This is a genomic window from Actinomyces ruminis (genome assembly GCF_002154335.2).
Lineage (GTDB): Bacteria > Actinomycetota > Actinomycetes > Actinomycetales > Actinomycetaceae > Actinomyces > Actinomyces ruminis.
On the sequence record NZ_MTPX02000077.1, the window covers coordinates 11,229 to 34,634 of the forward strand.

General features: G+C 66.6%; 24 protein-coding genes, 5 tRNA genes and 1 pseudogene. 6 read left to right on the forward strand and 24 right to left on the reverse strand.

The features are described from left to right. Nucleotides 1–220: 220 nt before the first annotated feature. The 4 genes from BW737_RS14155 to BW737_RS14170 are packed head-to-tail and all read right to left on the reverse strand — an operon-like array spanning nucleotide 221 to nucleotide 4,628. A complete protein-coding gene (locus BW737_RS14155; RefSeq protein ID WP_086615503.1) occupies nucleotides 221–1,072 on the reverse strand; it encodes a restriction endonuclease subunit S in 852 nt (283 codons plus the stop codon). Then, a complete protein-coding gene (locus tag BW737_RS14160) occupies nucleotides 1,069–2,721 on the reverse strand; it encodes a class I SAM-dependent DNA methyltransferase (RefSeq protein ID WP_086615504.1) in 1,653 nt (550 codons plus the stop codon). The genes BW737_RS14155 and BW737_RS14160 overlap by 4 nt, the downstream gene beginning before the upstream one ends. Further along, nucleotides 2,722–3,276, reverse strand: coding sequence for a hypothetical protein (locus tag BW737_RS14165; RefSeq protein WP_086615505.1), 555 nt, complete (start codon nucleotides 3,274–3,276; stop codon nucleotides 2,722–2,724). Between the two features lie 8 nt (nucleotides 3,277–3,284). Further along, nucleotides 3,285–4,628, reverse strand: a complete 1,344-nt coding sequence (locus tag BW737_RS14170) for a hypothetical protein (protein ID WP_086615506.1) — start codon at nucleotides 4,626–4,628, stop codon at nucleotides 3,285–3,287. Between the two features lie 787 nt (nucleotides 4,629–5,415). Here BW737_RS14170 and BW737_RS14180 point away from each other — a divergent pair. Next, a complete protein-coding gene (locus BW737_RS14180) occupies nucleotides 5,416–7,026 on the forward strand; it encodes a DUF6119 family protein (protein WP_086615507.1) in 1,611 nt (536 codons plus the stop codon). Nucleotides 7,027–7,453: 427 nt separating this feature from the next. Continuing rightward, nucleotides 7,454–7,624, forward strand: a complete 171-nt coding sequence (locus BW737_RS17095; RefSeq protein WP_218961930.1) for a nucleotidyltransferase domain-containing protein — start codon at nucleotides 7,454–7,456, stop codon at nucleotides 7,622–7,624. A gap of 14 nt (nucleotides 7,625–7,638) precedes the next feature. Here the strand turns inward: BW737_RS17095 and BW737_RS17100 are convergent, their stop codons facing one another. The 6 genes and pseudogenes from BW737_RS17100 to BW737_RS14210 all read right to left on the reverse strand — a co-directional run bounded on the left by BW737_RS17100 (nucleotide 7,639) and on the right by BW737_RS14210 (nucleotide 10,543). Then, nucleotides 7,639–7,890 (reverse strand): hypothetical protein, encoded by a 252-nt coding sequence (locus tag BW737_RS17100; protein WP_218961931.1) that lies wholly within the window; start codon nucleotides 7,888–7,890, stop codon nucleotides 7,639–7,641. 235 nt (nucleotides 7,891–8,125) lie between these two features. Next, a tRNA-Ala gene (locus tag BW737_RS14190) sits at nucleotides 8,126–8,198 on the reverse strand. 37 nt (nucleotides 8,199–8,235) lie between these two features. Next, nucleotides 8,236–8,308, reverse strand: a tRNA-Ala gene (locus BW737_RS14195). A 168-nt stretch (nucleotides 8,309–8,476) separates the two neighbouring features. Then, a pseudogene (locus BW737_RS14200) lies at nucleotides 8,477–9,090 on the reverse strand (histidine phosphatase family protein). Nucleotides 9,091–9,107: 17 nt separating this feature from the next. Next, nucleotides 9,108–9,488, reverse strand: a complete 381-nt coding sequence (gene rsfS, locus BW737_RS14205) for a ribosome silencing factor (protein ID WP_086615508.1) — start codon at nucleotides 9,486–9,488, stop codon at nucleotides 9,108–9,110. 140 nt (nucleotides 9,489–9,628) lie between these two features. Beyond that, entirely contained in the window at nucleotides 9,629–10,543 is a 915-nt protein-coding gene (locus tag BW737_RS14210; protein ID WP_086615509.1) for a hypothetical protein, read from the reverse strand. On the opposite strand from BW737_RS14210, the gene BW737_RS16355 reads away from it, so the two are divergent. After that, complete coding sequence (locus tag BW737_RS16355; RefSeq protein WP_086615510.1) at nucleotides 10,542–10,793, forward strand: hypothetical protein; 252 nt, start codon at nucleotides 10,542–10,544, stop codon at nucleotides 10,791–10,793. The two genes, BW737_RS14210 and BW737_RS16355, sit on opposite strands and share 2 nt — an antisense overlap. A gap of 278 nt (nucleotides 10,794–11,071) precedes the next feature. Here BW737_RS16355 and nadD read toward each other — a convergent pair whose 3' ends face one another. Beyond that, nucleotides 11,072–11,752 carry a nicotinate-nucleotide adenylyltransferase gene (gene nadD / locus BW737_RS14220; protein ID WP_086615511.1) on the reverse strand — a complete coding sequence of 227 codons (681 nt, stop codon included), beginning with the start codon at nucleotides 11,750–11,752 and terminating at the stop codon, nucleotides 11,072–11,074. 355 nt (nucleotides 11,753–12,107) lie between these two features. On the opposite strand from nadD, the gene BW737_RS14225 reads away from it, so the two are divergent. Continuing rightward, a complete protein-coding gene (locus BW737_RS14225; RefSeq protein ID WP_086615512.1) occupies nucleotides 12,108–13,418 on the forward strand; it encodes an anaerobic C4-dicarboxylate transporter family protein in 1,311 nt (436 codons plus the stop codon). A 157-nt stretch (nucleotides 13,419–13,575) separates the two neighbouring features. Here the strand turns inward: BW737_RS14225 and BW737_RS14230 are convergent, their stop codons facing one another. The 6 genes from BW737_RS14230 to BW737_RS14245 all read right to left on the reverse strand — a co-directional run bounded on the left by BW737_RS14230 (nucleotide 13,576) and on the right by BW737_RS14245 (nucleotide 17,648). Next, complete coding sequence (locus BW737_RS14230; protein ID WP_086615513.1) at nucleotides 13,576–14,655, reverse strand: sensor histidine kinase; 1,080 nt, start codon at nucleotides 14,653–14,655, stop codon at nucleotides 13,576–13,578. Nucleotides 14,656–14,717: 62 nt separating this feature from the next. After that, nucleotides 14,718–15,386: a response regulator transcription factor gene (locus tag BW737_RS14235; protein ID WP_086615514.1), complete on the reverse strand. Its 669-nt coding sequence runs from the start codon at nucleotides 15,384–15,386 to the stop codon at nucleotides 14,718–14,720. 97 nt (nucleotides 15,387–15,483) lie between these two features. Continuing rightward, nucleotides 15,484–16,215, reverse strand: coding sequence for an adenylate/guanylate cyclase domain-containing protein (locus BW737_RS14240; RefSeq protein ID WP_420835764.1), 732 nt, complete (start codon nucleotides 16,213–16,215; stop codon nucleotides 15,484–15,486). Continuing rightward, nucleotides 16,101–16,610, reverse strand: a complete 510-nt coding sequence (locus BW737_RS20110) for a hypothetical protein (protein WP_420835765.1) — start codon at nucleotides 16,608–16,610, stop codon at nucleotides 16,101–16,103. The genes BW737_RS14240 and BW737_RS20110 overlap by 115 nt, the downstream gene beginning before the upstream one ends. Before the next feature lie 133 nt (nucleotides 16,611–16,743). After that, the gene (locus BW737_RS19000; RefSeq protein ID WP_257210891.1) at nucleotides 16,744–17,016 is read right to left on the reverse strand and encodes a hypothetical protein; all 273 of its coding nucleotides are present in this window, start codon (nucleotides 17,014–17,016) and stop codon (nucleotides 16,744–16,746) included. Further along, entirely contained in the window at nucleotides 16,992–17,648 is a 657-nt protein-coding gene (locus BW737_RS14245) for a biotin--[acetyl-CoA-carboxylase] ligase (protein WP_257210892.1), read from the reverse strand. Before BW737_RS14245 ends, BW737_RS19000 begins: the two co-directional genes overlap by 25 nt. 618 nt (nucleotides 17,649–18,266) lie before the next feature. Between BW737_RS14245 and BW737_RS14250 the strand changes: the two genes are divergently transcribed. Then, the gene (locus BW737_RS14250; RefSeq protein WP_086615515.1) at nucleotides 18,267–18,923 is read left to right on the forward strand and encodes a Maf family protein; all 657 of its coding nucleotides are present in this window, start codon (nucleotides 18,267–18,269) and stop codon (nucleotides 18,921–18,923) included. A gap of 5 nt (nucleotides 18,924–18,928) precedes the next feature. On the opposite strand, the gene BW737_RS14255 is transcribed toward BW737_RS14250, so the two are convergent. From BW737_RS14255 to BW737_RS14275, 5 genes are all read right to left on the reverse strand, one after another. Further along, the gene (locus BW737_RS14255) at nucleotides 18,929–19,714 is read right to left on the reverse strand and encodes a MaoC/PaaZ C-terminal domain-containing protein (protein ID WP_180272238.1); all 786 of its coding nucleotides are present in this window, start codon (nucleotides 19,712–19,714) and stop codon (nucleotides 18,929–18,931) included. Between the two features lie 107 nt (nucleotides 19,715–19,821). Further along, on the reverse strand, nucleotides 19,822–19,989 hold the full coding sequence (gene rpmG / locus BW737_RS14260; RefSeq protein WP_073330885.1) for a 50S ribosomal protein L33: 168 nt from the start codon (nucleotides 19,987–19,989) through the stop codon (nucleotides 19,822–19,824). A gap of 58 nt (nucleotides 19,990–20,047) precedes the next feature. Continuing rightward, nucleotides 20,048–20,121, reverse strand: a tRNA-Met gene (locus BW737_RS14265). A gap of 40 nt (nucleotides 20,122–20,161) precedes the next feature. Next, nucleotides 20,162–20,234, reverse strand: a tRNA-Thr gene (locus BW737_RS14270). A gap of 120 nt (nucleotides 20,235–20,354) precedes the next feature. Continuing rightward, nucleotides 20,355–20,439: transfer RNA gene (locus BW737_RS14275), tRNA-Tyr, on the reverse strand. A gap of 313 nt (nucleotides 20,440–20,752) precedes the next feature. Between BW737_RS14275 and BW737_RS14280 the strand changes: the two genes are divergently transcribed. Then, a complete protein-coding gene (locus tag BW737_RS14280; protein WP_143233400.1) occupies nucleotides 20,753–21,373 on the forward strand; it encodes a hypothetical protein in 621 nt (206 codons plus the stop codon). Nucleotides 21,374–21,421: 48 nt separating this feature from the next. Here the strand turns inward: BW737_RS14280 and htpX are convergent, their stop codons facing one another. Next, nucleotides 21,422–22,315: a zinc metalloprotease HtpX gene (htpX, locus tag BW737_RS14285; RefSeq protein WP_257210894.1), complete on the reverse strand. Its 894-nt coding sequence runs from the start codon at nucleotides 22,313–22,315 to the stop codon at nucleotides 21,422–21,424. 18 nt (nucleotides 22,316–22,333) lie between these two features. Next, nucleotides 22,334–23,383: an alanine dehydrogenase gene (ald, locus tag BW737_RS14290; protein WP_099330396.1), complete on the reverse strand. Its 1,050-nt coding sequence runs from the start codon at nucleotides 23,381–23,383 to the stop codon at nucleotides 22,334–22,336. Between the last annotated feature and the right edge of the window lie 23 nt (nucleotides 23,384–23,406).

The following is a 23,406-nucleotide window of genomic DNA, read 5'->3' on the forward strand; positions in this document are numbered from 1 at the left end:
GTTTGAGCCAACTGAAGTTCCGAACTTGCGTGGCTCTCAAAACGCTCCAGAGCTCGGGCATCTTTCGTCAGTGGAAAAGTCAGGTCCGCAAGATCGTCCGCCTTCACACGTTGTCTGCCTGAGCTACCGACCATCCTTTGAATAGCTTCTGCCCGGAAACCTGGATCCGTGGCCACAAAATAGGACAGTGGCAACGGGTAGCCTGACCTAGAACGCATCACTATGTACTCGGTAGACCCAAAACCGACATCACCATCCCGCAGGCAAAGCACATAGCCAGTCTTGCCGTTTTCCAAGCTAGGGTGATACGAGCAAGCAAGGTATCCCCGTTCATGAAACGAACACCACCGTTTGGCGAAGCAACCCCAAACTCCAGAATCGCCACACCAGGACTCGGGAGCATTTGCATGGGAATATGCGGCGCCGGATCGGACGGAGGTTCCCGACGCGGATTCAGTAGAATAAACTCAGACAGAAGCCTTGGCTCACCTCGTCGAATATCGCGTTCAAACAGGGCTCGCAATCTCTCCTCCACTAGCAAGATCAAACGACCGTTGGCGGCGATCTTGTCGTCCAGCGCGCCCAGCACTTCGGCGATGGCCTGCTGCTCACGGCGCGGCATATCGGGGATTTGCAGCTTGCCCAGTATTCCTAGATTAATATGCGGAACTCCGGTACGGATCGCCATGTCATCTATCTGCCGCAAGAAGGACGGCGCCATACACGCATAGTACACATAGAGCGGCTCCACCTTGGAAGCATCCACTCGAACCCGCATCTGACTTTGGCTAACCACATAGATCCCGTACGGTGAGTCTGGCACAAGAGCAACCTGCCCTAGGGTTCCACGCTGAGTGAATACCAGGTCGCCAGGCTCGGCAGTGTTACGCGAGAGATCCCGATCGAACTTGCGCAACGTCACGTACACAAACTCCCCGGACACAAAGCGGCCTCGCATGTTAGATCCACGAACGACTGGCACGCCCGCATTCACATAATCTGCACCTACCAGGGTTGAACCAAACGGACCACCAACAATGCCATCCTCCACAGCCAAGTCCTCCAGCCTCATCGCAACCTCCCCAGCTGTTCGCGCACTACCTGCTGCAGCCGCTCGGACTCGCGGAACTGCTCCTCCAGCTCCGCAGTGAGGCGGGTGATCTTCTCGTCCAGGGGCTCGCCGTCGTCCTCCGCCTCGGGCATGCCGACATAGCGTCCGGGGGTCAGTGCGTAGCCGGCCTCCTTGATATCCGCCAAACTCACCGACTTGCAGAAGCCGGGCACGTCCTCGTACTCGTCGAACAACTCGGCCGCCTCCTCACCGGTACTCGCAGTGTCGGTGACGTCCCGGGTGCCCAGCTCCAGCCGTTCCATACCGCGCCAGGCGTGGTAAGTGTCGGCGATCCGGTGGATCTCGGCGTCAGAAAGCGCCCGCTCGGCACGGGTCGCCATGTGCCCCATGGCGCGGGCGTCAATGAACAGCACCTGTCCTCTCCGATCAACCGTGCCTCCCTGCCCGGCCGACTTGTCCTTGGCGAAGAACCACAGGCATGCGGGAATGCCTGTGGAGCGGAAGAGCTTGTCGGGCAAGGCAACCATGCAGCTGACCAGGTCGTTCTCCACCAGCTGCGCCCGGATCTGTCCCTCTCCCCCGGAGTTCGAGGTCATTGAGCCGTTGGCCATGACCACGCCCGCGGTGCCGTGCGGCTTGAGCTTGGAGATGATGTGCTGCATCCAGGCGTAGTTGGCGTTCTTGGCCGGCGGCACGCCGTACGCCCAGCGCGAGTCCGATTCGACGCGGTTCCAGTCCTTGATGTTGAACGGCGGGTTCGCCATCACGAAGTCCATCTGCGTGCCCGCGTGCAGGTCTAGCGCGAAGGTGTCGCCCCATGCCTGCCCCAGGTCGCCATTCAGGCCGTGGATAGCGAGGTTCATCTTGGCCATCCGCCAGGTCGACTCGTTGAGCTCCTGGCCGTATACGGACAGCTTGGTCGGGTCCTCGTTGTGGGCGGCCAGGAACTTCTCGGCCTGCACGAACATGCCGCCCGAGCCACAGCACGGGTCATATATCCTACCCTCCTTGGGCTGCAGCATCTCCACGATTACCCGCACCACGCCGGCGGGGGTGTAGAACTCCCCGCCGCGGCGCCCCTCGGCCGCCGCGAACTTGGCCAGGAAGTACTCGTACACCTCCCCCAATAGGTCGCGCGCCTTCGAGGCACCCTGCCCGGTGAACTGCATCGAGTTCAGCAGATCGAGCAAGTCCGCAAGCCGCCGCTGATCCACATTCGCCCGGTTGAACAGCCTGGGCAGGGTTCCCTCCAAACCCCGGTTGTCCGCCATCAGCAGGTCCATCGCCTCATTAATGCGCTGGCCGATGGTCTTGCTGCCGCCCACCTTGGCGGACTCCACCAGGGTCTGCCAGCGCGCGTCGGGGTCGACCCAGAAGACCTGGTGGCCGGAGTACTCGTCCGGGTCCTCAAGGGTCTCCTCGATCTGCTCCTCGTCGTAACCCTCCGCAGTCAGCTCGGCGGTAATCGCCTCGCCCCGTTCGTTGAAGGCGTCGGATACGTACTTGAGGAACACCAGCCCCAGCACCACGTCCTTGTACTGGGAAGCGTCCATCGAGCCGCGCAGTTTGTCCGCGGCCTTCCACAGAGTGTCCTTAAGCTCCTTCGCCGTCGACGGGACGAGAGCCTCGGCTTGCTTGCTACGCGCCACCTACTTGCCTTTCTGTTCGTTCGGACGGGCCACTTGAATAGCCCCTGACAGGACCGATCGAGTGATGAGCACTTTTAACTCCTCTAATAGAGCTTGCCGCTGACGGAGCTGGCGCTCCCAGCGTTGGAGGGATTGAAGGATTTCGGCGGCCAGACCTGGGTCAATCTGAGTCTCGGGCACCAGCCAGGTGGGCCACTTGGCATTGCCTGCCGGGACGGCGTTGATAGCGTCCACAATGGCCGCGGGGCAGAGCCGACCTCCGGTGACGCGCAGTATGCGCGCCGGGTAAGCGACTGCTGCCCCACCCGCTTCGTCGAGCACCGCGACCGGTTTTCCCGCGGCGGTGAAGACGACATCGTCGGGCTCGGTGAGGCGAATGTCCGGACGCTGGTGGGTCAGGCGCAACAGATCGACCGACGCGGGCTTACCCGCGGCCACAGCGTCGCTCGTCCACAGCGGTGTGGTGCCAGTCGGCAATTCTCCCAGTCGTGAGCCGGGCAGCAGCTTGGCCTGCCTAGCCTGGCAGGCGTCCCCAAGGCGAATCTGACGCTGCACGCCGTCGCCTACGGCAGTGGCTCATACTCGAAGACCTCAGGCATCGGCGCCGCCAGGGAACGCCGCAGTTCAGTTATTCGGGCGGAGTCGTCGGACGCTGCCACCATCACACTGGCCGTCGCCCCACCGGTATCGACCAATGAGCCGCCACTGGCGGTAATCACAGTGCGCGGGACCGCATGCAGCGTGGCGAAGGCATGGTTTCCCGGTGCCTGGAACACCGCCTGCAAATCATCAAGCAAAGCCTGCCGAGTGCCACGGCCAAAGCGAGTCCCAGAGAGATCTCCGATCCAGATCGGGCTAGGCTGTGGAGCCGGTCCCAGCAGCCACAGAGCCAGATGCTGACGGCTACCGCCACGCGTCAAGCCAGCGGGAAGCCGCGCCGCAGCGCGCAGCACTGCCGGCTGAGGGCGGTCCTGGCGAATGAACTCATCGCGCAACGACTCCACCTCGGATGGTGCGGCGTCGGTCAGCAGCGACGCCGGGCCGACGACGATGATGGTAGAACTCCGAGACAGTTGCAGACGGGCTTCGTCGACGACACCGAAGTCATTCCGATCCTTGATCCTCACTAGGGTGACGCTACCTGGACGAGCATCCCAGTCATCCGTCATGCCGCACCCCACGGGGGCCATGCCGCGCACTCGGTAGTGTCTGTAGGCGTCCCGAATAGGAACATCCGCAGGGGTTTTGATAGCTGGAGCGGGCAGATCCTCTTCAGCGCCTGCGACGCTGACCACGTCGCAGCATTCACCCCGGACATCGATTAGTTCTCCTTCAGGCCTCAGCAGGAGGTGGCACAACCCGGCGAGCAGCTCGCATAAGTCCGGCTGCAGCCGGTTGTCATTCTCTGGTCCGGGTTGGGCGGCCAGCAGCCGCTCATAGGCCGCCTGGGGGTACCAGGCAGCCTCCGCAATAGCATCGGCCTGTTCGGCCAGCGTCGGGTACTCGTCCACGTCGAGACTTTCAACCTCACTGAATAGGAAGTCATCGTCTGGGTCAAACGCGTCGGCCTCGTCCAGTAACTCATCCAACGTGTAGGACACCAGCGGTTCATCAAGCAGCGTCCTGACAGCGAGCAAGGTGATGAGTGCACTGCGGCGCAGTGGGCTCATCGAGTTCGAAGTAGCCACCCGGACCGCCAGGTCGGCACGCACTTCAGGATTGTTGCCGCGTCCCGTCGTCTCCAGCCAGTCAACGATCTCAGTAGCAGCGAAGCGCCCATCCTCATCGGCCGCAGGAAAGGGCACGCCTGCCAGTTCGCGCTTGCGCCACATCGACACAACCGGACGTTTAACCCCAGCCAGCTTGGCGACGTCAGCGAGGGACAAGGACCCATGTGAACCCACCATGGCGCTTCTCCTTATCTCGTTGGAACATACAAGGCAAGACTACGCGCAACAGGCAGCCCGAAGGCTGCGGATACTGATAAGGGGGCTTATCGTCGGTCATGCTTGCATTGCCGCAAGCCTGCGCGCACCCTAAGTTCCACCAGGCACCCGGCAAGCCACACCCGAGGAGGGAACCATGGGCAAGCATCACGCAGTCGCACACGCAGCAGACTCCCGCTATCACAACTCACCGCACAACCGGCAGGCGGGCGGCCACCCAAGGAGCTTCGCGAAGGACCGATGCCCCGCGTCAGGCAAGCGACGGTTCCGAGACCACCTCGAGGCAGTGATGGCACTGCACCGGGCCGCCAACCAGCGCAAGAGGGCACGCGAAGCCAACGAGGAATCGCGACGACGAGAGATCCGTACCTATCGATGCAAGGAATGCCATGGGTGGCATCTGACATCGAAACCCACCGCTCCGCCACCAAGGCAGGAACAAGGCGGATCAGAGCCGCGCCACGGACGCAGAGGTAAGTCATCCACCTGATCGGCGTGCCCCCCCATGAACAACACAGGAATGGCGACGCAGTAGCGCGTCACCCCTATCCGAAACCTCTATACATCGCATGACTCACACCCTTGGGACCCGACCACCACCGACCATAGCAACCAGAACACTGTCCACACACAACACCATCCTCCCGGCAATGATTCGGTTCCCAAGCGACGACCGCCATTCCCAGCAACAAAACACAATTGCGACCATGAATTTCGACACAGCATTGTCACTACCGAAAGGACCATTATGAAGGCGAGACGGCTCACGCTCTATCTCCTCCGAGAGGACATCGTCGACTTCGATGATGCTCTCGACCCGGACAAGGAAAGGATCACCGTTGAAATTGACCCATCCACCGGCATCGATGGCCGCTTTTTCTACGTCGAACCCAGTCCATCCATCCCAACATGGGTCGCTTTCGTGCAACCTCTACTCACGGACGAACTTAACACTATCCGCTCGACCTCAACTGCGGCATTGCTACTCCTGCGGACCAGCGGTCGGGTTTTCGCACTGACCTTCGGATATGGTAGGTCACTGCTCAACCTGTCAAAGATAGAGCATCAATTCGGTCTCCGCGTCGCGCTCAACCGCATCGATCCTCGTCAGATCCGCAGTCTTGACACCAAGACATTCGAGGACCTCGTCGTGTCAACCAATACCCAAGTGAGCAAGAGTGCCGAGTTGCCGACCTTTGGCGTTGACATCTCCCGCGATATTCTACGCGGGGTAACCGGCGAACCTCGCGACCAGACATTCTCCAAGCGGATCGCCGGGGCAGACTCACTGGTCATGAGCATCAAGAAGCCTTCATCGGATCTTCCCGCTATCTGCGACGACCTATTGACAGCGTTCACTGCAGACGACTACAAGACTGACTTCGGCTGGATCGATCATCTCTCACTCGTGCGCGATAACGCAACAATCGACGCACTGGATGATCTTCTCATCGAGCAACTGCGAACCGGGATAACAGGGGCAACACACCTCGCCATGCCAGAGACAATAGACTGGGAGGACATCGATGGATTCAAGATCGCCGGAACCCGCTCGCATGTCTACGAAGACCTGGATCTCGATGACTACCTTAACCGTCTCGGAGAAGAACGCGCCTCAATTACGCTTGAAAATCTCAAGACAAGACCCGTTTCAGTTCGATTCGGACGCTCCGGAAACTTCGACAAGCGGTGGAATCTCTACCAGTGCATCGTGACCGAGCAGCGGCACAATGAACGGCTTCACGTCCTCATCGAAGGACGTTGGTTCGCTGTCAGCTCCACGCTCGTCGAGGAAGTAGACACGTTTGTCGCGGAACTATCAGATGCTCAAGTGTTCCTTCCACCGGCACGTTCAGGCGAGATCGAGGCAGAGTACAACACGCGTCTGGCCAGTCAGTCATCTGGGAACCTGCTCAAACTAGACGCACGCATCAAGCGGCCCGGTGGCGCAAGCAGCGGCATCGAGTTCTGCGATATCCTCTCTGACCAGGGTGACTTGATCCACGTGAAGCGGAAGTCCCGCTCCGCGACGCTGAGCCATCTCTTCGCCCAAGGAAGTGTCTCCGCATCCACTTTCATCAGTGATGGCGTTTTCCGAACCCGAATCCGCGAGCTCATCGAAGAAGCGGCCTCAGAGAACTCACGCGAGGAGTGGCTCCGCCTTGTGCCAAAAGCCGACGAGACGGTGGACCGGTCGCAGTATCGCATCACGTACGCGGTGATCACGAACTCGCCCCGTAAGGGACACGACTGGCTTCCATTCTTCAGCAAGTTGAACCTGATGCAGCAGGGCCGGCAGCTCATTACTATGGGATTCACTGTCGCTGTGGCCCGCGTGCCGATCATCGAGTCGGAATAGAACTATACAGCAAGCCGTCTCGACCGACCTGCACCCGTTTGCAGGACGCTCCGCAAAGCGAGCACGCGGACACGATCAGGCGCTAGACACCTGCTAGTCTTGTGCAACACAGAACGGCAGCTCGCTGCTCGGGGGCCCATCATTGCCCAAGTCACGCCACACCGTCTGGGCAAAGCAGTCCACTGAACACCGTGATCTGTATTCAGGGCCCCTTGCAGTCCCAGCCACACACAGCGGACCGAAACCGTTGACGATCTTTTCGACAGCGAGATTGATAGAACTGTTCCGGCACCCCTCATCCGAAACTGTGTATTGCACCGTCCCGAGCCGGTCCCCCTCCGGCAGCACGATGTCCCGACGCCTTCAGCGGGGCGATGCCACGAACCTCGGTGTTCTGTAGGGTGGCAGCATGAATATGTCACCGCACATGCCCGCTAGCGAGGTACTCGCCGTCGTGCAGTGGCTGACGGCGCGAGGAGCCACCTATCAGGTCTACGGCGGCTGGGCCGTCGACGCGCTCGTCGGGAGGCAGACTCGTGCGCACGGGGACCTTGATGTGTTCGTGGATGCGACTGCCATGCCAGACCTGCTCACCTGACTTGGGGGACGGGGCTACCGGCCCCTCGTCGACTGGCTGCCGATCCGCGTGGAGCTGGCGCCTCCCCTCGGCGGGGTCGACGTCCACCCCATGCCCTGGAGGGCAACGGCGACGGCGTCCAGCAGGGTTTCGACGAGCAAACGTTCCACCACCGCGCCGACGAGCGCACCACCGGCACCATCGCGGGGACACCTGTGGTGGTCGCCAATGTCCACCGCCTCCGGCATCTGCGCGAGGGCTACGAGCCCCGCCCTGAAGAGCTGCACGTCCTGCGCCTGCTCGACCGTCTCGAGCGCACCGCCGCGAACTGACTACTCCTTCCCTACTCACGCCCGCAAACTGTCCAAATCCGGCATAAACGAGCCTGAAGCGGAGACTGGCGTTCTCACGACCGTTGAAATCATGCGGATCTGCCGTCGCGCAGAGAGAGCATCGCCGTCATTAATGCCGGATTTGGACATTCGCTCCGACGATCCGGGCTTGAAGGAGGCGAAACCTGGGTGGAGCTAGGGGGATTCGAACCCCCGACCTCTTCCATGCCATGGAAGCGCGCTACCAACTGCGCCATAGCCCCTAATGGTTGATCGGCCCGCCGCTTGGGGCGGTGATCGTGGAGCTAGGGGGATTCGAACCCCCGACCTCTTCCATGCCATGGAAGCGCGCTACCAACTGCGCCATAGCCCCTTGCGGGTTTCGCCCTCGCGGGCGACGTCCAAACTCTACGGAGTCAGACGGTCCCCGAGCAAATCAGAATCGCGTGCCGTGCCTCACCCGCCCGTGCATGCCGGGGCCGCTCACCGGCCGGCGCCAACTCGCCGGTGGGCACACGCCGCCCGCGCACGCTGGCGCCGCTCACTGCACGTTCCACTCGGTGAGTGACCAACCGGGCACCCGCTCCCCCGGCACCACGACCCCGTGGCGGCAGTTATCCAGGCTGCGCAACCCGAACCAACCGGCGGGGTCGAGCCCAAGCAGATGGGTGATGCCCAGCGTGATCGCCGAGCCGTGGGAGACGACCACCACGGTCTGACCGCCGTCCGCCCGTGGGGTCTCCTCCAGGATGCGCTCCAGGGTGCCACCCACGCGCAGTGACACCGCCGGTCGGGTCTCCACACCGACGTCGGCCGGATCCTCGCCCCGCTTCCAGGCGGCGTAGGCCTCGGGCCACCGGCTCTCCATCTCGACGCGTGAGAGTCCCTCCCAGCGGCGAAGGAGCGCTCCAACAGGCCCTCATCCAGTTCGATATCGACGCCGGCCAGTTCGGCCAGGGCACGTGCCGTCTCCTGGGCGCGAGACAGCGGGGAGGAGACGATCCGCACCGGCGCCAGCGCGGCGAGTCCGGGAGCGGCGGCACGCGCCTGCTCACGACCGGTCGCGTTCAAGGGAATGTCGACGCGACCCTGCACGCGCGCCTGGGCGTTGTAGTCGGTCTGGCCGTGCCGCCACAGGATGAGTCTGGTGGTCATGAGCTGGGCAGCCGATCTCAGGCCTGGGCCGGTTCCGAGGCGAGCTCGGGCAGAGGCACCAGCGGGCAGTCCTTCCACAGGCGCTCAAGCCCGTAGTACTCGCGGTCCTCAGCCTGCAGCACGTGCACTACGACGTCAGCGTAGTCGAGCAGCACCCAGCGGGCCTCCTCCAGTCCCTCCCGCGACCGCGCCTTGGCGCCCGCCTTGAACATGTCCTCCTCGACGGCGTCGACGACGGCGCGCACCTGGCGCTCGTTCGCGGCGGAGACAATCAGGAAGATGTCCGCGAAGGGCAGACGCTCGGATACGTCAATGGCGACGGCGCCGCTCGCCTTCTTCTCTGTGGCGGCGCGGGCCGCAACGGCGGCCAGCTCGACGGCGTGTTCGGTAGCGGGCACGGGGCTCCTTCTCCGGCTGAACATCGGTACTGGCCCACCACTCTACGGGCCAGCTCGCGGCATGAGGCACGCGGGCAGCCGAGTGTGGCCAAGCCGACGTCCGCGCCGAACCGCGGGATCGGCGAATTGTCCGGTCCGGGCTAGATGAGCAGCCGCGTCCAGGCGTCGAGCGTCTGCGACAGCGCGCCGATGATGCCGTTGTGGAGCAGGAACCACACCACTGCGAGCACAACCAACGCAAGCACCACGGCCAGCAGGATGATCAGCAGCGTATGTCCCGCGCGCGAGCCGCCCTCGGTCTGGGTCGACGCCTCTGCCGCCTCGGTCCCCGCCGACTCCGCCTTGGCCTCTGTCTTCGGGGCCGGCGCAGCGACCGGAGCGCTTTCGGCTTCGCCCTCGGACGGTTCCTCCGCCCGGTCCACGGTCCCTGAGCCGGCCGCGTCCGCATCGGTCAGGGAGTGCCACTGCGGGTTGTCGATGCCGCCGAAAATCTCGGCGTCCTCGTCGTCTTCCTCACCGGCGACTTCCTGGGGAACCTGCAGCGCCGCGTCCGGCTGAATCACCGGCTGGACCGCGCTGAGCTGCCCGGTGTCGGTGTCTACCGTGCGCACGCCCTGGGCGGCGGAGGGGATGCGGACGATGGGACGGCGCGTCGGCGTCTTCGGCCCTTCGTCCTCTGCGGCGGGCTCGGCGGCCGGCTCATCGGCAGGCTGGCCGGACTCCTCGGCGACGTGCCGGTGGCGCAGGGAGCGACGCGTCGGGGTGGAAGCCGCCGCATCCGGCTGTGCGTCCAGGATCGGGGCGTCGACCGCGTCGAGAACCCCGGTGGGCAGACTGGCGATCTCCTCCATCTGTGCACCGGTCAGGGTGGTGTCGGCCACCTGCGGGGAGCCGGCACCGGGCACGCCCGTCACCGGGGTGACGGGCGCGGACGCCTCCGCATCTTCTTCTGCCGATGCTTCTTCGGCGGCGGGCTCCTCGGCGGCGGGCTCTTCGGCGGCGGGCTCCCCGGCGGGAACCTGCGCCGGGGTCTGGGCCGACGGCGCGGCCTGCATGGCAGACGCGACTTCCGACTCCGTCGGCGTCGCAACCGCGGTAGCAGTCTCAGATTCGGCTTCGGTCGCCTCCGGTGCAATGGCCTTCGACTCGGTCGCCCCCTCGGTTTCCGCATCCGTGGTTTCCTCGGTCTCCGCAGCCTCCGCGGCCTCCTCCGGCTCGGCCGGGCTTTCGGCGGTGGCGGGAGTCGGCGCCGTCGCCTGCTCGGCGGGACCGCCCTCGGCGGGCGTCGCGGCGACGGCGTGCTGACCGGTACCCCCGGGTGCGGGAACGCTGATGATGGGCTGTTCGGCCAGCGGTCCTGGAGCGCACGCGCCTGCTCGGGAGTGATTTCCCCGGCTTCAAGTGCCTGCTGCAGCGCCTCCGCCTCCTCGCGCAGACGCCGCATTTCCCGGCGGGTGAGCAGCGGCTGCTGCCCGGTCAGCGCCGCCTCACGCTCGGCGGCGCGCTCCGCCTCCCGTATGGCACGACGGCTACGACGCGGGGCAGCCCCCGAGCCGGACTCGGACTGGTTGACGTCGGTGTTCTCACTCACCTTCGCTCTCCTTCCTCAGGGACTGCTCACGCGCTACATGGGCGGTCATTGACGTCGTCGACGCCGACCGCTCGGCCACGCGGTAAAGACCATATTTGCGGATGTACTGGACGACGCCGTCAGGCACCAGATACCAAACGGGACCGCCGTGGCTGACCCGCTCGCGGCAGTCGGTGGAGGAGATGGCCATCGCAGGCACCTCCACCAGGGAGATCTTGTCCGCGGGCAGGCCCGTGTCCGTAAGCACGTGACCGGGCCGGGTCACCCCCACCATGTGCGCCAAGGAGAGGATCTCCTCGTTGTCCTTCCAGGTCAGGATCTGGGCAAGGGCATCAGCGCCGGTGATGAAGTACAACTCGGCGCCCGGGTACTCCGCCATGATGTCATGAAGCGTATCGATCGTATAGGTGGTGCCGCCCCGATCAATATCCACCCGGGAGACCGTGAAGCGCGGGTTCGACGCAGTCGCGATCACCGTCATCAGGTAGCGGTGCTCGGCCGGAGAGACGCGTCGGTCCTTTTTGAACGGCTGCGCCCAGGTGGGCACAAAAATGACCTCGTCCAGTTTGAAGACGTCCTGCACCTCGGAGGCAGCCACAAGGTGTCCGTGGTGGATTGGGTCGAAGGTGCCGCCCATAATGCCGATACGCAAGGGTTGCGCGCTGCCGCTCACAGGCACCTCGCTAAGGTGTCGGTCTCCACGCACACTCCTCCGGCTCGTTCCGCACGCCGAATGCGCGCGGGCGCCTACATACTGCCACGCTGCAGGCATCGGGGCCGACTCTCACACGCGGAGCACCGCTGTTATCACGCCAACTCTGATCAAAAGCCGGTAACACATCTGTACGTTCAAAACTCACACATAACCGGCGGACTATGACTACGATCACAACAGGTTGTCGTCATCCTCCTACTGCTTCTTCCCCACGACGCCTGCCACGTCCCTGCCAGCGCCGTAGTGACAGCACAGGAGTCGGATGGAGCCTCGGCCGACGGCAGCACCGCCCTATCCCGAAAGGAGACCGACGATGATCTGGTTCCATCTGGCCGTCGTCCTGCTGTTCATCATCATTGGCGCCCGCATGGGCGGCGTCGGCATCGGCCTGGCCGGCGGCGCCGGCATTCTGGTGCTGGCGCTGACCGGCGTACACACCTCGGCCGATGACGCCCCTTGGGAGGTCATCGGCATCATCATGTCGGTGATCTGCACGGTCGCAGCGCTACAGCTCGCCGGGGCAATGGACCACCTGGTCCACCTGACCGAGGTCCTCCTGCGCAAGCATCCCAAGCAGATTGTGTTTCTCGCGCCGATCGTCACCTACCTGATGTCGTTGCTCTGCGGCACCGGGCACACCGCCTACTCCGTCATCCCCGTCATCGTGGACGTGGCCAAGGGCCACGGCATTCGCCCCTCGCGGCCGCTGTCGATCGCCGTGGTCGCCTCCCAGGTGGGTGTGGCCGCCTCCCCGATCTCCGCGGCCATGGTGGCACTCGTCGTCGCCTTGGAGCCGATTAACATCGGCTACCTGCAGTGCCTGGCCATCGTCATTCCGACCACCTTCATCGGCTGCATGGTGGGCGCCGTCGTCGCCTACTTCCAGGGCAGCGAGCTGGAGGACGACCCGGTCTACCTCGAGCGCAAGGCCAAGGGCCTGGTCAAGCCCTCCACCGCCGCGGCTAAGGACTACCAGCCGGCCCCCAGCGCCGTTCCGAGCCTGATCATCTTCCTGGTGGCCCTCATCCTGGTGGTCGCCTACGCCACCATCTCCTCCCCCGAGCTGGGCATCCTGTCCGACCCGCCGATGGGCTCCACCCCGGCCATCATGACCATCATGCTGGCCACCGCCGCGATCATCTGCGCCGCCGCCAAGAAGCCGACCACCCAGATCGCCACCCAGGACACCTTCCGGGCCGGCATGACCGCCGCCGTGTGCATCCTCGGTCTGGCCTGGCTGGGCAACGCCTTCGTCAACCACTATGAGGAGACCATCTCCAACGCCCTGTCCGGCCCGTTCCAGGCGGCCCCGTGGCTGGTGGCGGTGTTCTTCTACTTCGCCGCGCCGCTGATGTTCTCCCACGCCGCCACCACCCGGGCGTTCATGCCGCTCATGGTGTCCCTGGGCCTGCCCGGGACGGCACTGGTGGCCTCCTACCCGGCGGTGGCGAACTACTACCTGCTGCCCAACTACCCGACGACGGTCGCCGCCATGGAGATGGACGACACCGGCTCCACCCGGGTGGGCAAGATGGTGCTGAACCACCCCTTCGTGCTGCCGGGCACCGCGTCCATCATCGTGTGCGTGGCCCTGGGCTTCATGATCGCCCCGTTCATCCTGTGACCCGCCCCGACCGCACGTTGAGTTCCGACGCGCGTTTTGGAGGACTGCCCGCACCCGGCGGTCACCTTCAAAACGCGCGTCGGTGTTTCATGGCGCCGACTGGGGCGACGCGGGCTCCGGCGGGGGTTGGGAGTGCCGGCTCGGCCGCGCAGGCTAGTCAGAGCCGACGCCTGCGACCCACGCTCACCAGCGCTCCCCGCGGCAGCACATTGTTGGGATCCAGAGACTTGGGCACGGCGTTGAGCAGGATCGAGAAGACAGCGGGCCTGCGCTGAGACAGTTCGATGCGCCCGCCATCGGCCTCCACCAGGTCCTTGGCCAGGGCCAACCCCACCCCAGTGGAGCCATGCCCGGAGACGTTGCGCTCAAACACGTTCGGGGCAATGTCCTCGGCCACGCCCTCGCCCTCGTCGGCGACGTCGATGAAGACACCGTGCCCGCCGTTGGCGCTGCGCACGTTCACACTCGTGGTGCCGTCGCCGTAGCGCAGCGAGTTCTCAATGACGGTGGCCAGCACCTGTGCCAGCGACCCGGGCGTGGCCAGCACCGGCATACCGACCTCGTCGGTGAAGGTGATCTCACGCCCCGCCTCGTGGAAGGCCGGCTCCCATTCCTCACGCTGCTGGGCGAACAGGTCCGCCAGGTGCAGGGCCTCGGTGGTGCCGCCGCCGGTGCGTCGGGAAATGCGCAACAGGTCCTCCACCACGCCGGCGAGACGGTCCACCTGCTCAATGCAGGCGCGCGCCTCCTCGCGCACCTCCTCCTGAGTGGACAGCAGCTCAATCTCCTCCAGGCGCAGGCTCAACGACGTCAAGGGCGTGCGCAGCTGGTGAGAGGCGTCCGAGGCGAACTGCCGTTCGGCGGCGATACGGCCGGCCACGCGCTCGGCGCTGCGCACCAGCTCGGCCTGCACCAGGTCGATCTCCTCGATGCCGGACGAACGCAGGCGCGGCCGTACCTGTCCGGATCCGAGCTGCTCGGCCTCGGCCGCGAGGTAGATCAGGGGGGCGCTGATACGCCGCGATGCCCTTGCCGCGACGATGTAGGCGGCCACCAGCGCCACCGCGGCCAGGCCGACGGTGGTCAGCACCACGACCATGATCACCCGCAGGTGGTCGTCACTGTCGGAGGAGGCACGGGAGGCGACGGCGATCCAGGCTCCGCCCAGCGGCACCCCCAGGAGGATGACGGCGACGGAGACCGCCGCCATGGTCATCTGCATCGCTCGGCGTTGCATTGTCCCTGCCCTCACAGACGGTCGCTTTTAGTTGTGGCCGATTCCAGATCCGGGGTATTCGGTCAAACCGCCAGCCGGTACCCGGCACCGTCGGCCACGAGCAGTGCGGGGGAATCGGCGTCGTCGCCCAGTTTGCGGCGCAGCCAGGTGATGTGCATGGCCAGGGTGTGCTCGGTGCCGGTCGGATCCTCGCCCCAGACCTCCTTGAGGATGTCCTCGGTGGGCAGCGTCTGGCCGCCGCCGCGCACCAGCACGCGCAGCAGTTCGAACTCCCGCGTGGTCAACTGAAGCTCGCCCCCGTCGACGAAGGCCCGGTGGGCGGCGACGTCGACGCGAATGTTTCCGGCGACCAGCTCCTCCTCGATCGCCTCCCCCGAGGCACGCCGCACCTGCGCCCGCACGCGGGCGAGCAGCTCGGCCAGGCGGAAGGGCTTGGTCACGTAGTCGTCCGCGCCGGCATCGAGACCGACCACCAGGTCGGTGTCCTCGCTGCGAGCGGTGAGCATGAGGATGGGGATGGTCAGGCCCTGGGCGCGGACCTGCCGAGCCACGTCCAGACCGTCGATGTCGGGCAGGCCGAGGTCGAGGACGATGATGTCCGCTCCGTCCAGGTCTTCCAGGGCGCCCTTGCCGGTGCCGTGGGCGTGGACCTCGTAGCCCTCACGGCCGAAGGCGCGGGCGAGCGGCTCGGAGATGGCGGGGTCGTCCTCAACGAGAAGCACAGTCGTCATGCCCAGGATCGTATGCGACCAGGGCGGCGGGCGTCATCCTCCCCACGCAGGAGGCATTTCGCCCCGGGCCGGGGCCGACGCCCCGAACCGGTGGGTCTCAAGCCAGGGCGAGTGCCCACGGGGTGACGTTGCCCAATCCCTTGGCAACCACCTCGTGACAGGGGTGGACCGTGTACTTGTAGGCGTCTGGGCCGTTGAGGATGTCCATGGCGGTGGCCTCATCCATGCGGATTCCCCCGGGCTCGGCAGTATCCACCAGCCGGGAGGCGAGGTTCACAGGCGGGCCGAAGACATCCCCGGAGCGGGAGACGACCCTCCCCTGCACCAGACTGGCGCGCACCCGCATCATTTCCGGCCCGGACTGGAGCTCTTCGACCAGCGCCGTGACGACGTCGGCCGCCGTGGTCAGATCGTCGGCGATGTACATGACCGCGTCCCCGATGGTCTTGACCACACGGGCACCACGGGAGGTGACCACGTCGCGGGCGGTGGACTCGAAGTCGTCGAGCATCTCCGACAGCTCCAGCCTGCCCATGGTCTGGGCACGCTGAGTGAAGGAGACGATGTCCACGAACCCCAGAGAGCGGATCAGCGGATAGAAGTCGGGGCCGGCGTCCTCCCGCCCCCGGCGGGAGACTTCCGAGTCCGTCCGGTCCAGCAGCGAGGCCAGGTGCCGGCGCCACACGTAGATCAGCTGCTCGGACAGGGACTGGATCATCTCGTCGATATGGTCCAGGGCCACCAGCCGGGCGGCGGTGTCGTCCAGGTGCAGACGCTGGGAGATGTCCGCCACCAGGGTCTCCAATTCCCACAGCACCAGCCTGTCCATGGTGAAAGATTGGGCGCGCAGAAGCTCCAAGACACTGCTGGCGGCGAGCCACCCCCGGGCGCGTGCGCGGACGGCAGGCCGTCGTCGGTCTCATCGATCAGGTCTGCGACGGTGCGCAGGGCCATGGCGTCCTGATCGGTGAAGCAGACTTCATCGGGGTCGACGTCCGCAAAGCCCATGGCGCGCCAGAAGCGGCGGGCCAGATCCAGTCCGGTGCCGGCGCGTTCGGCGATCTGGCGCAGGGTGAGGCTGGGGACTCCCTGCAGCAGCCGCTGTTCGTGACCGCGGACCGTCCCCCAGGCGTCGTCGGCCGGAGCGCCCGTCGTGGATGCGGCCTCGCCGGGTTCGGGGTCCCCGGCTGGGGTACGCGGGTCGGGCGTCTGCTGAGGGGTCACCGCGCAAGAGTAGCGCAAATCACAGGAGGGTGATCAATCGGTGGAACAATCGGGGTGATTCTGTGCCCGGCTTCAGCCCGCGGCTCCCGCGCCCGCCGCTACCGCGCCTCCTCTCGGCGGCGGTCTTTGCGCGCTACCTCGCCGTACGCACCGTGGCGACATCCCCGGCGGTGACGACGTGACGCGGGCCGGCACCATCGTCCCCTTGCAGGACTAGGCCCGGGGCGAGGTCAACGGCAGTGCCGGTAATGGCGCCCGCAGGGCCGGTGACGCGCACGGTCTGCCCCAGGGTGGTGCAGGCGCCGCGCAGTTGTGCGCCGAGTGTGCCCGCACCGGCGTCCGGGTCGCCGCCGCTCGCCTCCCAGGCGGCCAGCAGTTCATTCAGGTGGTACCCGCAGTCGTCCAAAACCGTGGCGGCGGGCGGTGCGGGGGCGCCGAGCGAGGCCACGGAGGCGGCCCAGGCACCGGCAGCTGCGCGGCGGGCTGGGCGAGGTTGACGCCAATGCCGACGACGACGGCAGGCGCCTCCGCCCGGTCGTGCGGGGCGGCGGGATCGGCTGCCTCACCGTGACCGGGTACGGCGATCAATTCCGTGAGGATGCCTGCGACCTTGCGGGAGCGCCCCCACCCCGGCACCGCCGTGGGTGCCGACGCGTTTGGCGCGGGCAGGGCGACGACGTCGTTGGGCCACTTAGTGGCCGTCCTCCAGCCCGTAGCCTCCAGGCGGGGCGCCAGCGCGCGAGCTACAGCGAGACCGGCCAGCAGCGGCAGCCAGGCCAGGTGGGCGGCGGGGACGAGTGGCCGTACCACGATGGAGGCGGTCAGGGCGCCGACGGGTGGCGTGGTCCAGGTGTGGTCGGCGCGGCCACGGCCGGCGGTCTGTGTCAGCGCGTGCAGGGCGGACAGGTGCGGCCAGGCGGCGGCCGCGGCGGGGTCGAGGGCGCCGTCGGGGCCGGTCAGCGCTCGCCGCAGGTCGGTGTTGGTCGAACCGGTGCGCTCCACCACTATGAGCCGGCTGAACGGCGAACGGGAGCTCATGCCACCAGCCTATGCATCCACAGAGACCGGCACTTGTGGGTTATCGGGGTGAGTGTGGTGCTTTAGTGCGGTGTGTCGGGGGGATGGCCGCTGGCGACCTCCCCTGTTTGGACCGCTGTCCCCTGTTTGGACCGCGAAAGTCCATTTGGACCGCTATCCCCTGTTTGGACCGCCGTTGCGTGCTACTGGGGCGGTCCAAACCGACGTAAGGGGTCCAAACCGACGCAAGGGGTCCAAACCGGGACGATTCACTCCAACCCGCTCGGGCTTGCCGGCACAGGCCGGCGGCGTTCGTGATGCGCTCGCCTGGGTCCGACAGACGGCGCGCACCCACGGCTGGGCGGCTGCTGTGGCGATGCAGCCGGACTCGTTCCATCCCGGGGACCCGGCAGATCGAGCAGGACCCTGCCCCGCGGGGACCGTGTTCTCAGGGCCCGCACGTATTTACCCGCAGGGTCAGCCCCCTCCCGGACTAGCTCCCAAAACCACAACCACCCCGACCCCCAGGCAACACGCCCGTGCCGACAACTCGCACTTGTTTCCCACCGAGACCGGTCGAAATGACGAAACCCAGGATCGCCGGCCGTTTGCGCGGCGCCGGGCATTAGGCTTGAGCGCGTGCTTGTTCTGGCTTCCCAGTCCGCCGGGCGACTGGCCACTCTGCGCGCGGCCGGCGTAGACCCACAGGTGCGGGTCTCCGACGTCGATGAGCCCCGGATCCTGGCCGCTCTCGCCGCCGCCCGCCGGTCCGTCGGCGCCGGCGCGCCCACGCCCGCCGAGCAGGTGCAGGCGCTGGCGCAGGCCAAGGCGCTTGACGTGGCCGGCAGCCTCCCGCCCGCGGCGGTGGATGCGGACCCGGACCTGGTGGTGGTCGGCTGCGACTCCATGCTGGAGATCGCCGGGGAGGTGGTCGGCAAGCCGGGTACCGCGCGGGCGGCACGCGAGCGCTGGCTGGAAATGCGGGGGCGCACCGGCACCCTGCACACCGGCCACTTCCTGGTGCGCGCACGCGATGCCGCCACCGCCGCAGGCGTGTCATCCACGATCGTGCATTTCGGCTCTCCCAGCGACGCCGAGATCGACGCCTACATCGCCTCCGGGGAACCGCTGTGGTGCGCGGGAGCCTTCACCATCGACGGACTGGGCGGCGCCTTCATTGAGGGAGTCGAAGGCGATCCGCACGGCGTGGTGGGAATCTCCCTGCCGCTGCTGCGCCGCTTGTTGACCCGCCTGGGAGTGACCTGGACGGACCTGTGGGCCTCGCCCGCCGCGTGAGCGACTCAGCGGCGCACTAGGACGGTACGCGCACCGACGCTGACGGCACCTGCGGCGTCGACGTGCAGCGTGATGCTCCCGTCAGCCGGTAGCGGCACGGCCCCGGTGAAGCGCAGGTTTACCGCTCCGACCGCCGGAACGAGCGAGAGGCTGATGGCGCCCAACAGCAGCCCCTGCGCAACGACGTCCCCCTCCCCCGCCTGCATCCCCGCGCGCAGCGCCGCACCGGGATGCAGGTGAATGAGATTGTGGTCACCGGTCGCCCGGGCCCAAGCGCGCAAGTCGACGGCAGCAAGGGTGAGTTCCCGGGTCGGCGTGGGACTGGCACTCGGGGCGGGGCCGTCCGCGCCCAGGGGCGACGGCGTCGTGCGGCGGGCCAGGTCATGGGCGACCAGGGCGCCTCGGGCCCAGGCGGGTCCGGCGTCGGGTACCCGGGTCGTGCTGTAGATCAGCTCCCAGCCGCCACGGGCGGCGCGGCGCAGGCCGGCCCCGGCGTCGTCTGCGCTCCGGTCGTGCCCACGGGCGTCGGAGGCTTCGGCGTCGGCAGGGGCGATCCTGCAGCGGCGGTGGATGTATCCGGCCAGCCCCGGTCCCGCGGCGCCGCCGATCCCGCGGACAGTGTCGTGGGCGAGCCGGTTAGCCAAGCGGTCCAGCGCCAGAATGGCGGGGAGGAGCACCTGGGCGGCACGGGTTATCTCAGCGGGTTGAGGCGCAGCAGGTGCGCCCGGCGTCCCCGATGCGCCGGGGACGTGCGGTAAACGGGCGAAGGCGGTGGCGATGACGGCGGCCATGTCCGAGACTGTCGCGGCGCCTGCGGCCCCCGCCGTCGTAGAGGTACAGCAAGGCCCCGGCGACCTGGGATCGTCGGGGCCTGTGTGCGCACTGCGCTCCGCCATGGTCAGCGGGTCTCGCGGTGCTCCGTGTGCTTGCCGCAGCGCGGGCAGAACTTGGACAAAGACAGCCGGTCCGGAGTGTTCCGGCGGTTCTTCTTGGTGATGTAGTTGCGCTCCTTGCACTCCGAGCATGCCAGAGTGATCTTGGGGCGAACGTCGCTGGACTTAGCCACGCCACTCTCCTCTCACTGATCCTCGAGCAGCCCGTTGGGTGCCATGCTCGAACTTGCGTAGCGGGGGAGGGACTCGAACCCTCGACCTCACGATTATGAGTCGTGCGCTCTAACCAGCTGAGCTACCTCGCCAGATGACACGTCAGGGGCCCGTAGGCCCCCGCAGCATCCGAGCCCCGAAAGGGAATCGAACCCTTGACCTTCTCCTTACCATGGAGACGCTCTGCCGACTGAGCTATCGGGGCAACGAGCGGAACTTTAGGCAGATCGGATTTGCCTGCGCAACTCCGCTCCCCGTGGCCTCGCTCACCGCGGTCCCACCCCCTCTGGGGGGGCGAGTCTGGTTGCAGCGCACGCCGCAACCATGGTGGCGGGTGAGGGATTCGAACCCCCGTAGCATACTGCGGCTGATTTACAGTCAGCTCCCATTGGCCGCTCGGGCAACCCGCCGGGCTCCTCGCTCACCGTGGGCCGGTCTCGCCGTCCCACGCCTCCGCTCGGTGCCGTGGAAGGATAGCAAGCCGACGCGACGCACGCCAATCGCCGCCGTAGGACCCTGCTCACAGCGAGGCGAACGGCATCACGTCCACCCCCATCTTGAGGCGAATCGTTCTAGAGTCGTTGCCATGTCGCAACCCCAGTCTCCTTACGGCCCCAACCCTTATGGCTCCAACCCGCAGTCAAATCCCCAGTCGCAGTACGGCCAGCAGTCTCCGTATGGTCAGGCGCAGCGGGAATGCCGGCGCCGATGCCGGGCGCTCCCATGCAGCAGTCCGCGCCCGCACGCAAGAACCGCCGTGCTCTCGGCATTGTGATTGCGGTGCTGGCGGTCGTCGTCATGGGCGTCATCATCGGCGTGAGTTCACTCAATCGCCCCACACCTGCGGCCAAGGCCGCCGCCGGCGAGTGCATCCAGGAACCGGAGGGCAAGCAGAGCAGCGAGGTCCACGTCACGGACTGTGACGCCGACGACGCCGCATACAAGGTCACCGCGGCCGCCGGCGCCGACTGCGCCACCGTGGCGGGTACGACCACCGTCTATGAAGACCTGTGCCTGATCGGCGTAAACGAGGACCCGAGCAGCTCGCCGGCCGGCACCCAGGAGGGCGACTGTCTAAAGGTCGACACGGTCTCCGAGGAGGCCACGGCTCAGGAGTGCACCGCAACCGGGAGCCGTGAGGTCTTGAAGGTCCTCACCGACGTCAAGGACTCAGAACTGGATACATGGCCGGACGCGTGCTACAACGCCGGCGTAGATGAAGACGCCTACGACTCCTGGTACGTGTGGAACTTCGACTTCTACAGCTCCGGCCCCAACCTGGGAAGCCTGACCGAAAAAGACACCAACGACATCGTGTACTGCTTGGGCGCCGAGCAGTCCTGATGCCTTGACACCCCGGCCCAAGCACTGCGGCCGCGCCCACGCCGCCGACTAGTAGCCGGCCATCTGCTCCAGGCGGGCGATGCGCTGCGCCATCGGCGGGTGGGTGGCGAACAGGCTCTTCACCCTCCCGAAGGGGTTGGCGATCATCATGGCGGACACCGGTTCCAGGCGCGGGTCCTGCGGCATGGGGGCCTCGGCCACGCCGGTTTCCAGCTTGCGCAGAGCACTGGCCAGAGCCAGCGGGTCGTTAGTCAGCACTGCGCCGTCGTGGTCGGCGTCGTACTCGCGGGTGCGGGAGACGGCGAACTGGGTCAGGCTGGCCGCGAGCGGGGCGAGCAGCGCCAGCAGCAGGAGGACGAGCGCATTGCCGTCACGCCGGTCCCTGCCCCCGCCGAACCACATGATGCCGGTGGCGATCGAGGAGATGACTCCGGCGATGCCCGCGGCGACGGAGCCGGTGAGAATGTCTCGGTTGTACACGTGGGACAGCTCGTGGCCGAGCACTCCGCGCAACTCGCGCCGGTTGAGCAGCTGGAGGATGCCCTGGGTGCAGCACACGGCGGCGTGCTGCGGATTGCGGCCGGTGGCGAAGGCGTTGGGACTCATGGTGGGCGCCACGTACAGACGGGGCATGGGCTGCCCCGCGGCTGCGGACAGCTCACGCACGACGGCGTACATGACCGGCTGCTGCGCCTCACTGACCTCGATGGCGCCCATGGAGCGCACTGCCAGGCGGTCGGAGTTCCAATAGGTGTAAGCCGTCTGGGCCACCCCGATGGCCGGCATGAGCAGCAGCCAGACACCCGAGCCGGTGCCCTGCGCCAGCAGCCAGCCGATCAGGAGCAGCAGCCCCCACAGTCCCCCCATGAGGACCGCCGTCTTGAGTCCGTTGTGGTGTTCGTGCCCGTCATGACAGCGAGTGTATGAACGCTCGCTGTGCAGCACCTGGGAGTTGGCGCTTCAGGACAGCAGCGCGGCGACGTCGGCGACGTCCAGGTCCAGCGCCTGCCCGACGCCGGCCGTGTACAGCGCGCCGCCGTGAGTGGCCAGGCCACGAGCCAGGGCCGTACTCCCCCGACAGGCCTGGCGCCAGCCGTTATCGGCGAGCGCGACGGCGTAGGGCAGGGTCGCGTTCGTCAGCGCGTGGGTGGAGGTGTAGGACACGGCCCCGGGCATATTGCCCACGGCGTAGAGGATCTTGCCGTCCACCTCGTAGGTGGGATCGGAGTGCGTGGTGACGTGGGAGTCCTCGAAGCAGCCGCCCTGGTCGATGGCAATGTCCACGAGCACGGAGCCCGGACGCATGGCCTGGACCATCTGGTGGGTGACGAGCCTGGGAGTGCGGGCGCCGGGCACGAGCACGGCGCCGATGACCATGTCGGCGCGGGCCACGGCGTCCGCCACGTCCAGCGGGGTGGAGAAGCGCGTGCGGAGAGCGCCGCCGGACAGTTCATCGATCTGACGCATGCGGACAGGGTTGATGTCCATGACGGTGACGTCCGCACCCATGCCCGCGGCCACGCGGGCGGCGGCCAGCCCGGCGGTGCCGCCGCCGAGGACGACGACGTTGCCACGGCGCACGCCCGCAGCCCCACCCAGCAGGACGCCGGAGCCGCCGCCCGGGGCGAGGAGTGCCTGCGCGCCGACCTGCACCCCCAGGCGTCCGGCGATCTCGGACATGGGGGCCAGCAGCGGCAGGCCGCCGTCGTCGGTCGCGACCGTCTCATAGGCGACGGCGGTAACCCGGCGTTCCAGGAGCGCCTCGGTCAGCGCGCGGTCAGCGGCCAGGTGCAGGTAGGTGAACAGCACCAGGTCCTCGTGCAGGTAGCCGAACTCAGAGGGGACAGGTTCCTTGACCTTGAGAATCATCTCGGCGCCGCCCCACACGGAGGCGGCCTCGGCGGCGAGCGTGGCGCCGGCGTCGAGGTACTGCTCGTCGGTGATGCCGGCGCCCAGGCCGGCGCCCGCCTGCACGGTCACCTCGTGTCCGCGGCGCACCAGCGTATCCACGCCCGCGGCGTGAGGGCCACCCG

Bases quoted from the DNA above. Each gene is read 5' to 3' on its own strand.
- BW737_RS14155 (WP_086615503.1), bottom strand. From the start codon at position 1,072: ATGAGGCTGGAGGACTTGGCTGTGGAGGATGGCATTGTTGGTGGTCCG.
- BW737_RS14170 (WP_086615506.1), bottom strand. From the start codon at position 4,628: ATGGTGGGTTCACATGGGTCCTTGTCCCTCGCTGACGTCGCCAAGCTG.
- BW737_RS14180 (WP_086615507.1), top strand. From the start codon at position 5,416: ATGAAGGCGAGACGGCTCACGCTCTATCTCCTCCGAGAGGACATCGTC.
- BW737_RS17095 (WP_218961930.1), top strand. From the start codon at position 7,454: ATGCCCGCTAGCGAGGTACTCGCCGTCGTGCAGTGGCTGACGGCGCGA.
- BW737_RS16355 (WP_086615510.1), top strand. From the start codon at position 10,542: ATGGCAGACGCGACTTCCGACTCCGTCGGCGTCGCAACCGCGGTAGCA.
- BW737_RS14210 (WP_086615509.1), bottom strand. From the start codon at position 10,543: ATGCAGGCCGCGCCGTCGGCCCAGACCCCGGCGCAGGTTCCCGCCGGG.
- BW737_RS14225 (WP_086615512.1), top strand. From the start codon at position 12,108: ATGATCTGGTTCCATCTGGCCGTCGTCCTGCTGTTCATCATCATTGGC.
- BW737_RS14230 (WP_086615513.1), bottom strand. From the start codon at position 14,655: ATGCAACGCCGAGCGATGCAGATGACCATGGCGGCGGTCTCCGTCGCC.
- BW737_RS14235 (WP_086615514.1), bottom strand. From the start codon at position 15,386: ATGACGACTGTGCTTCTCGTTGAGGACGACCCCGCCATCTCCGAGCCG.
- BW737_RS14240 (WP_420835764.1), bottom strand. From the start codon at position 16,215: ATGGACAGGCTGGTGCTGTGGGAATTGGAGACCCTGGTGGCGGACATC.
- BW737_RS14245 (WP_257210892.1), bottom strand. From the start codon at position 17,648: ATGAGCTCCCGTTCGCCGTTCAGCCGGCTCATAGTGGTGGAGCGCACC.
- BW737_RS14255 (WP_180272238.1), bottom strand. From the start codon at position 19,714: ATGGCCGCCGTCATCGCCACCGCCTTCGCCCGTTTACCGCACGTCCCC.
- BW737_RS14280 (WP_143233400.1), top strand. From the start codon at position 20,753: ATGCAGCAGTCCGCGCCCGCACGCAAGAACCGCCGTGCTCTCGGCATT.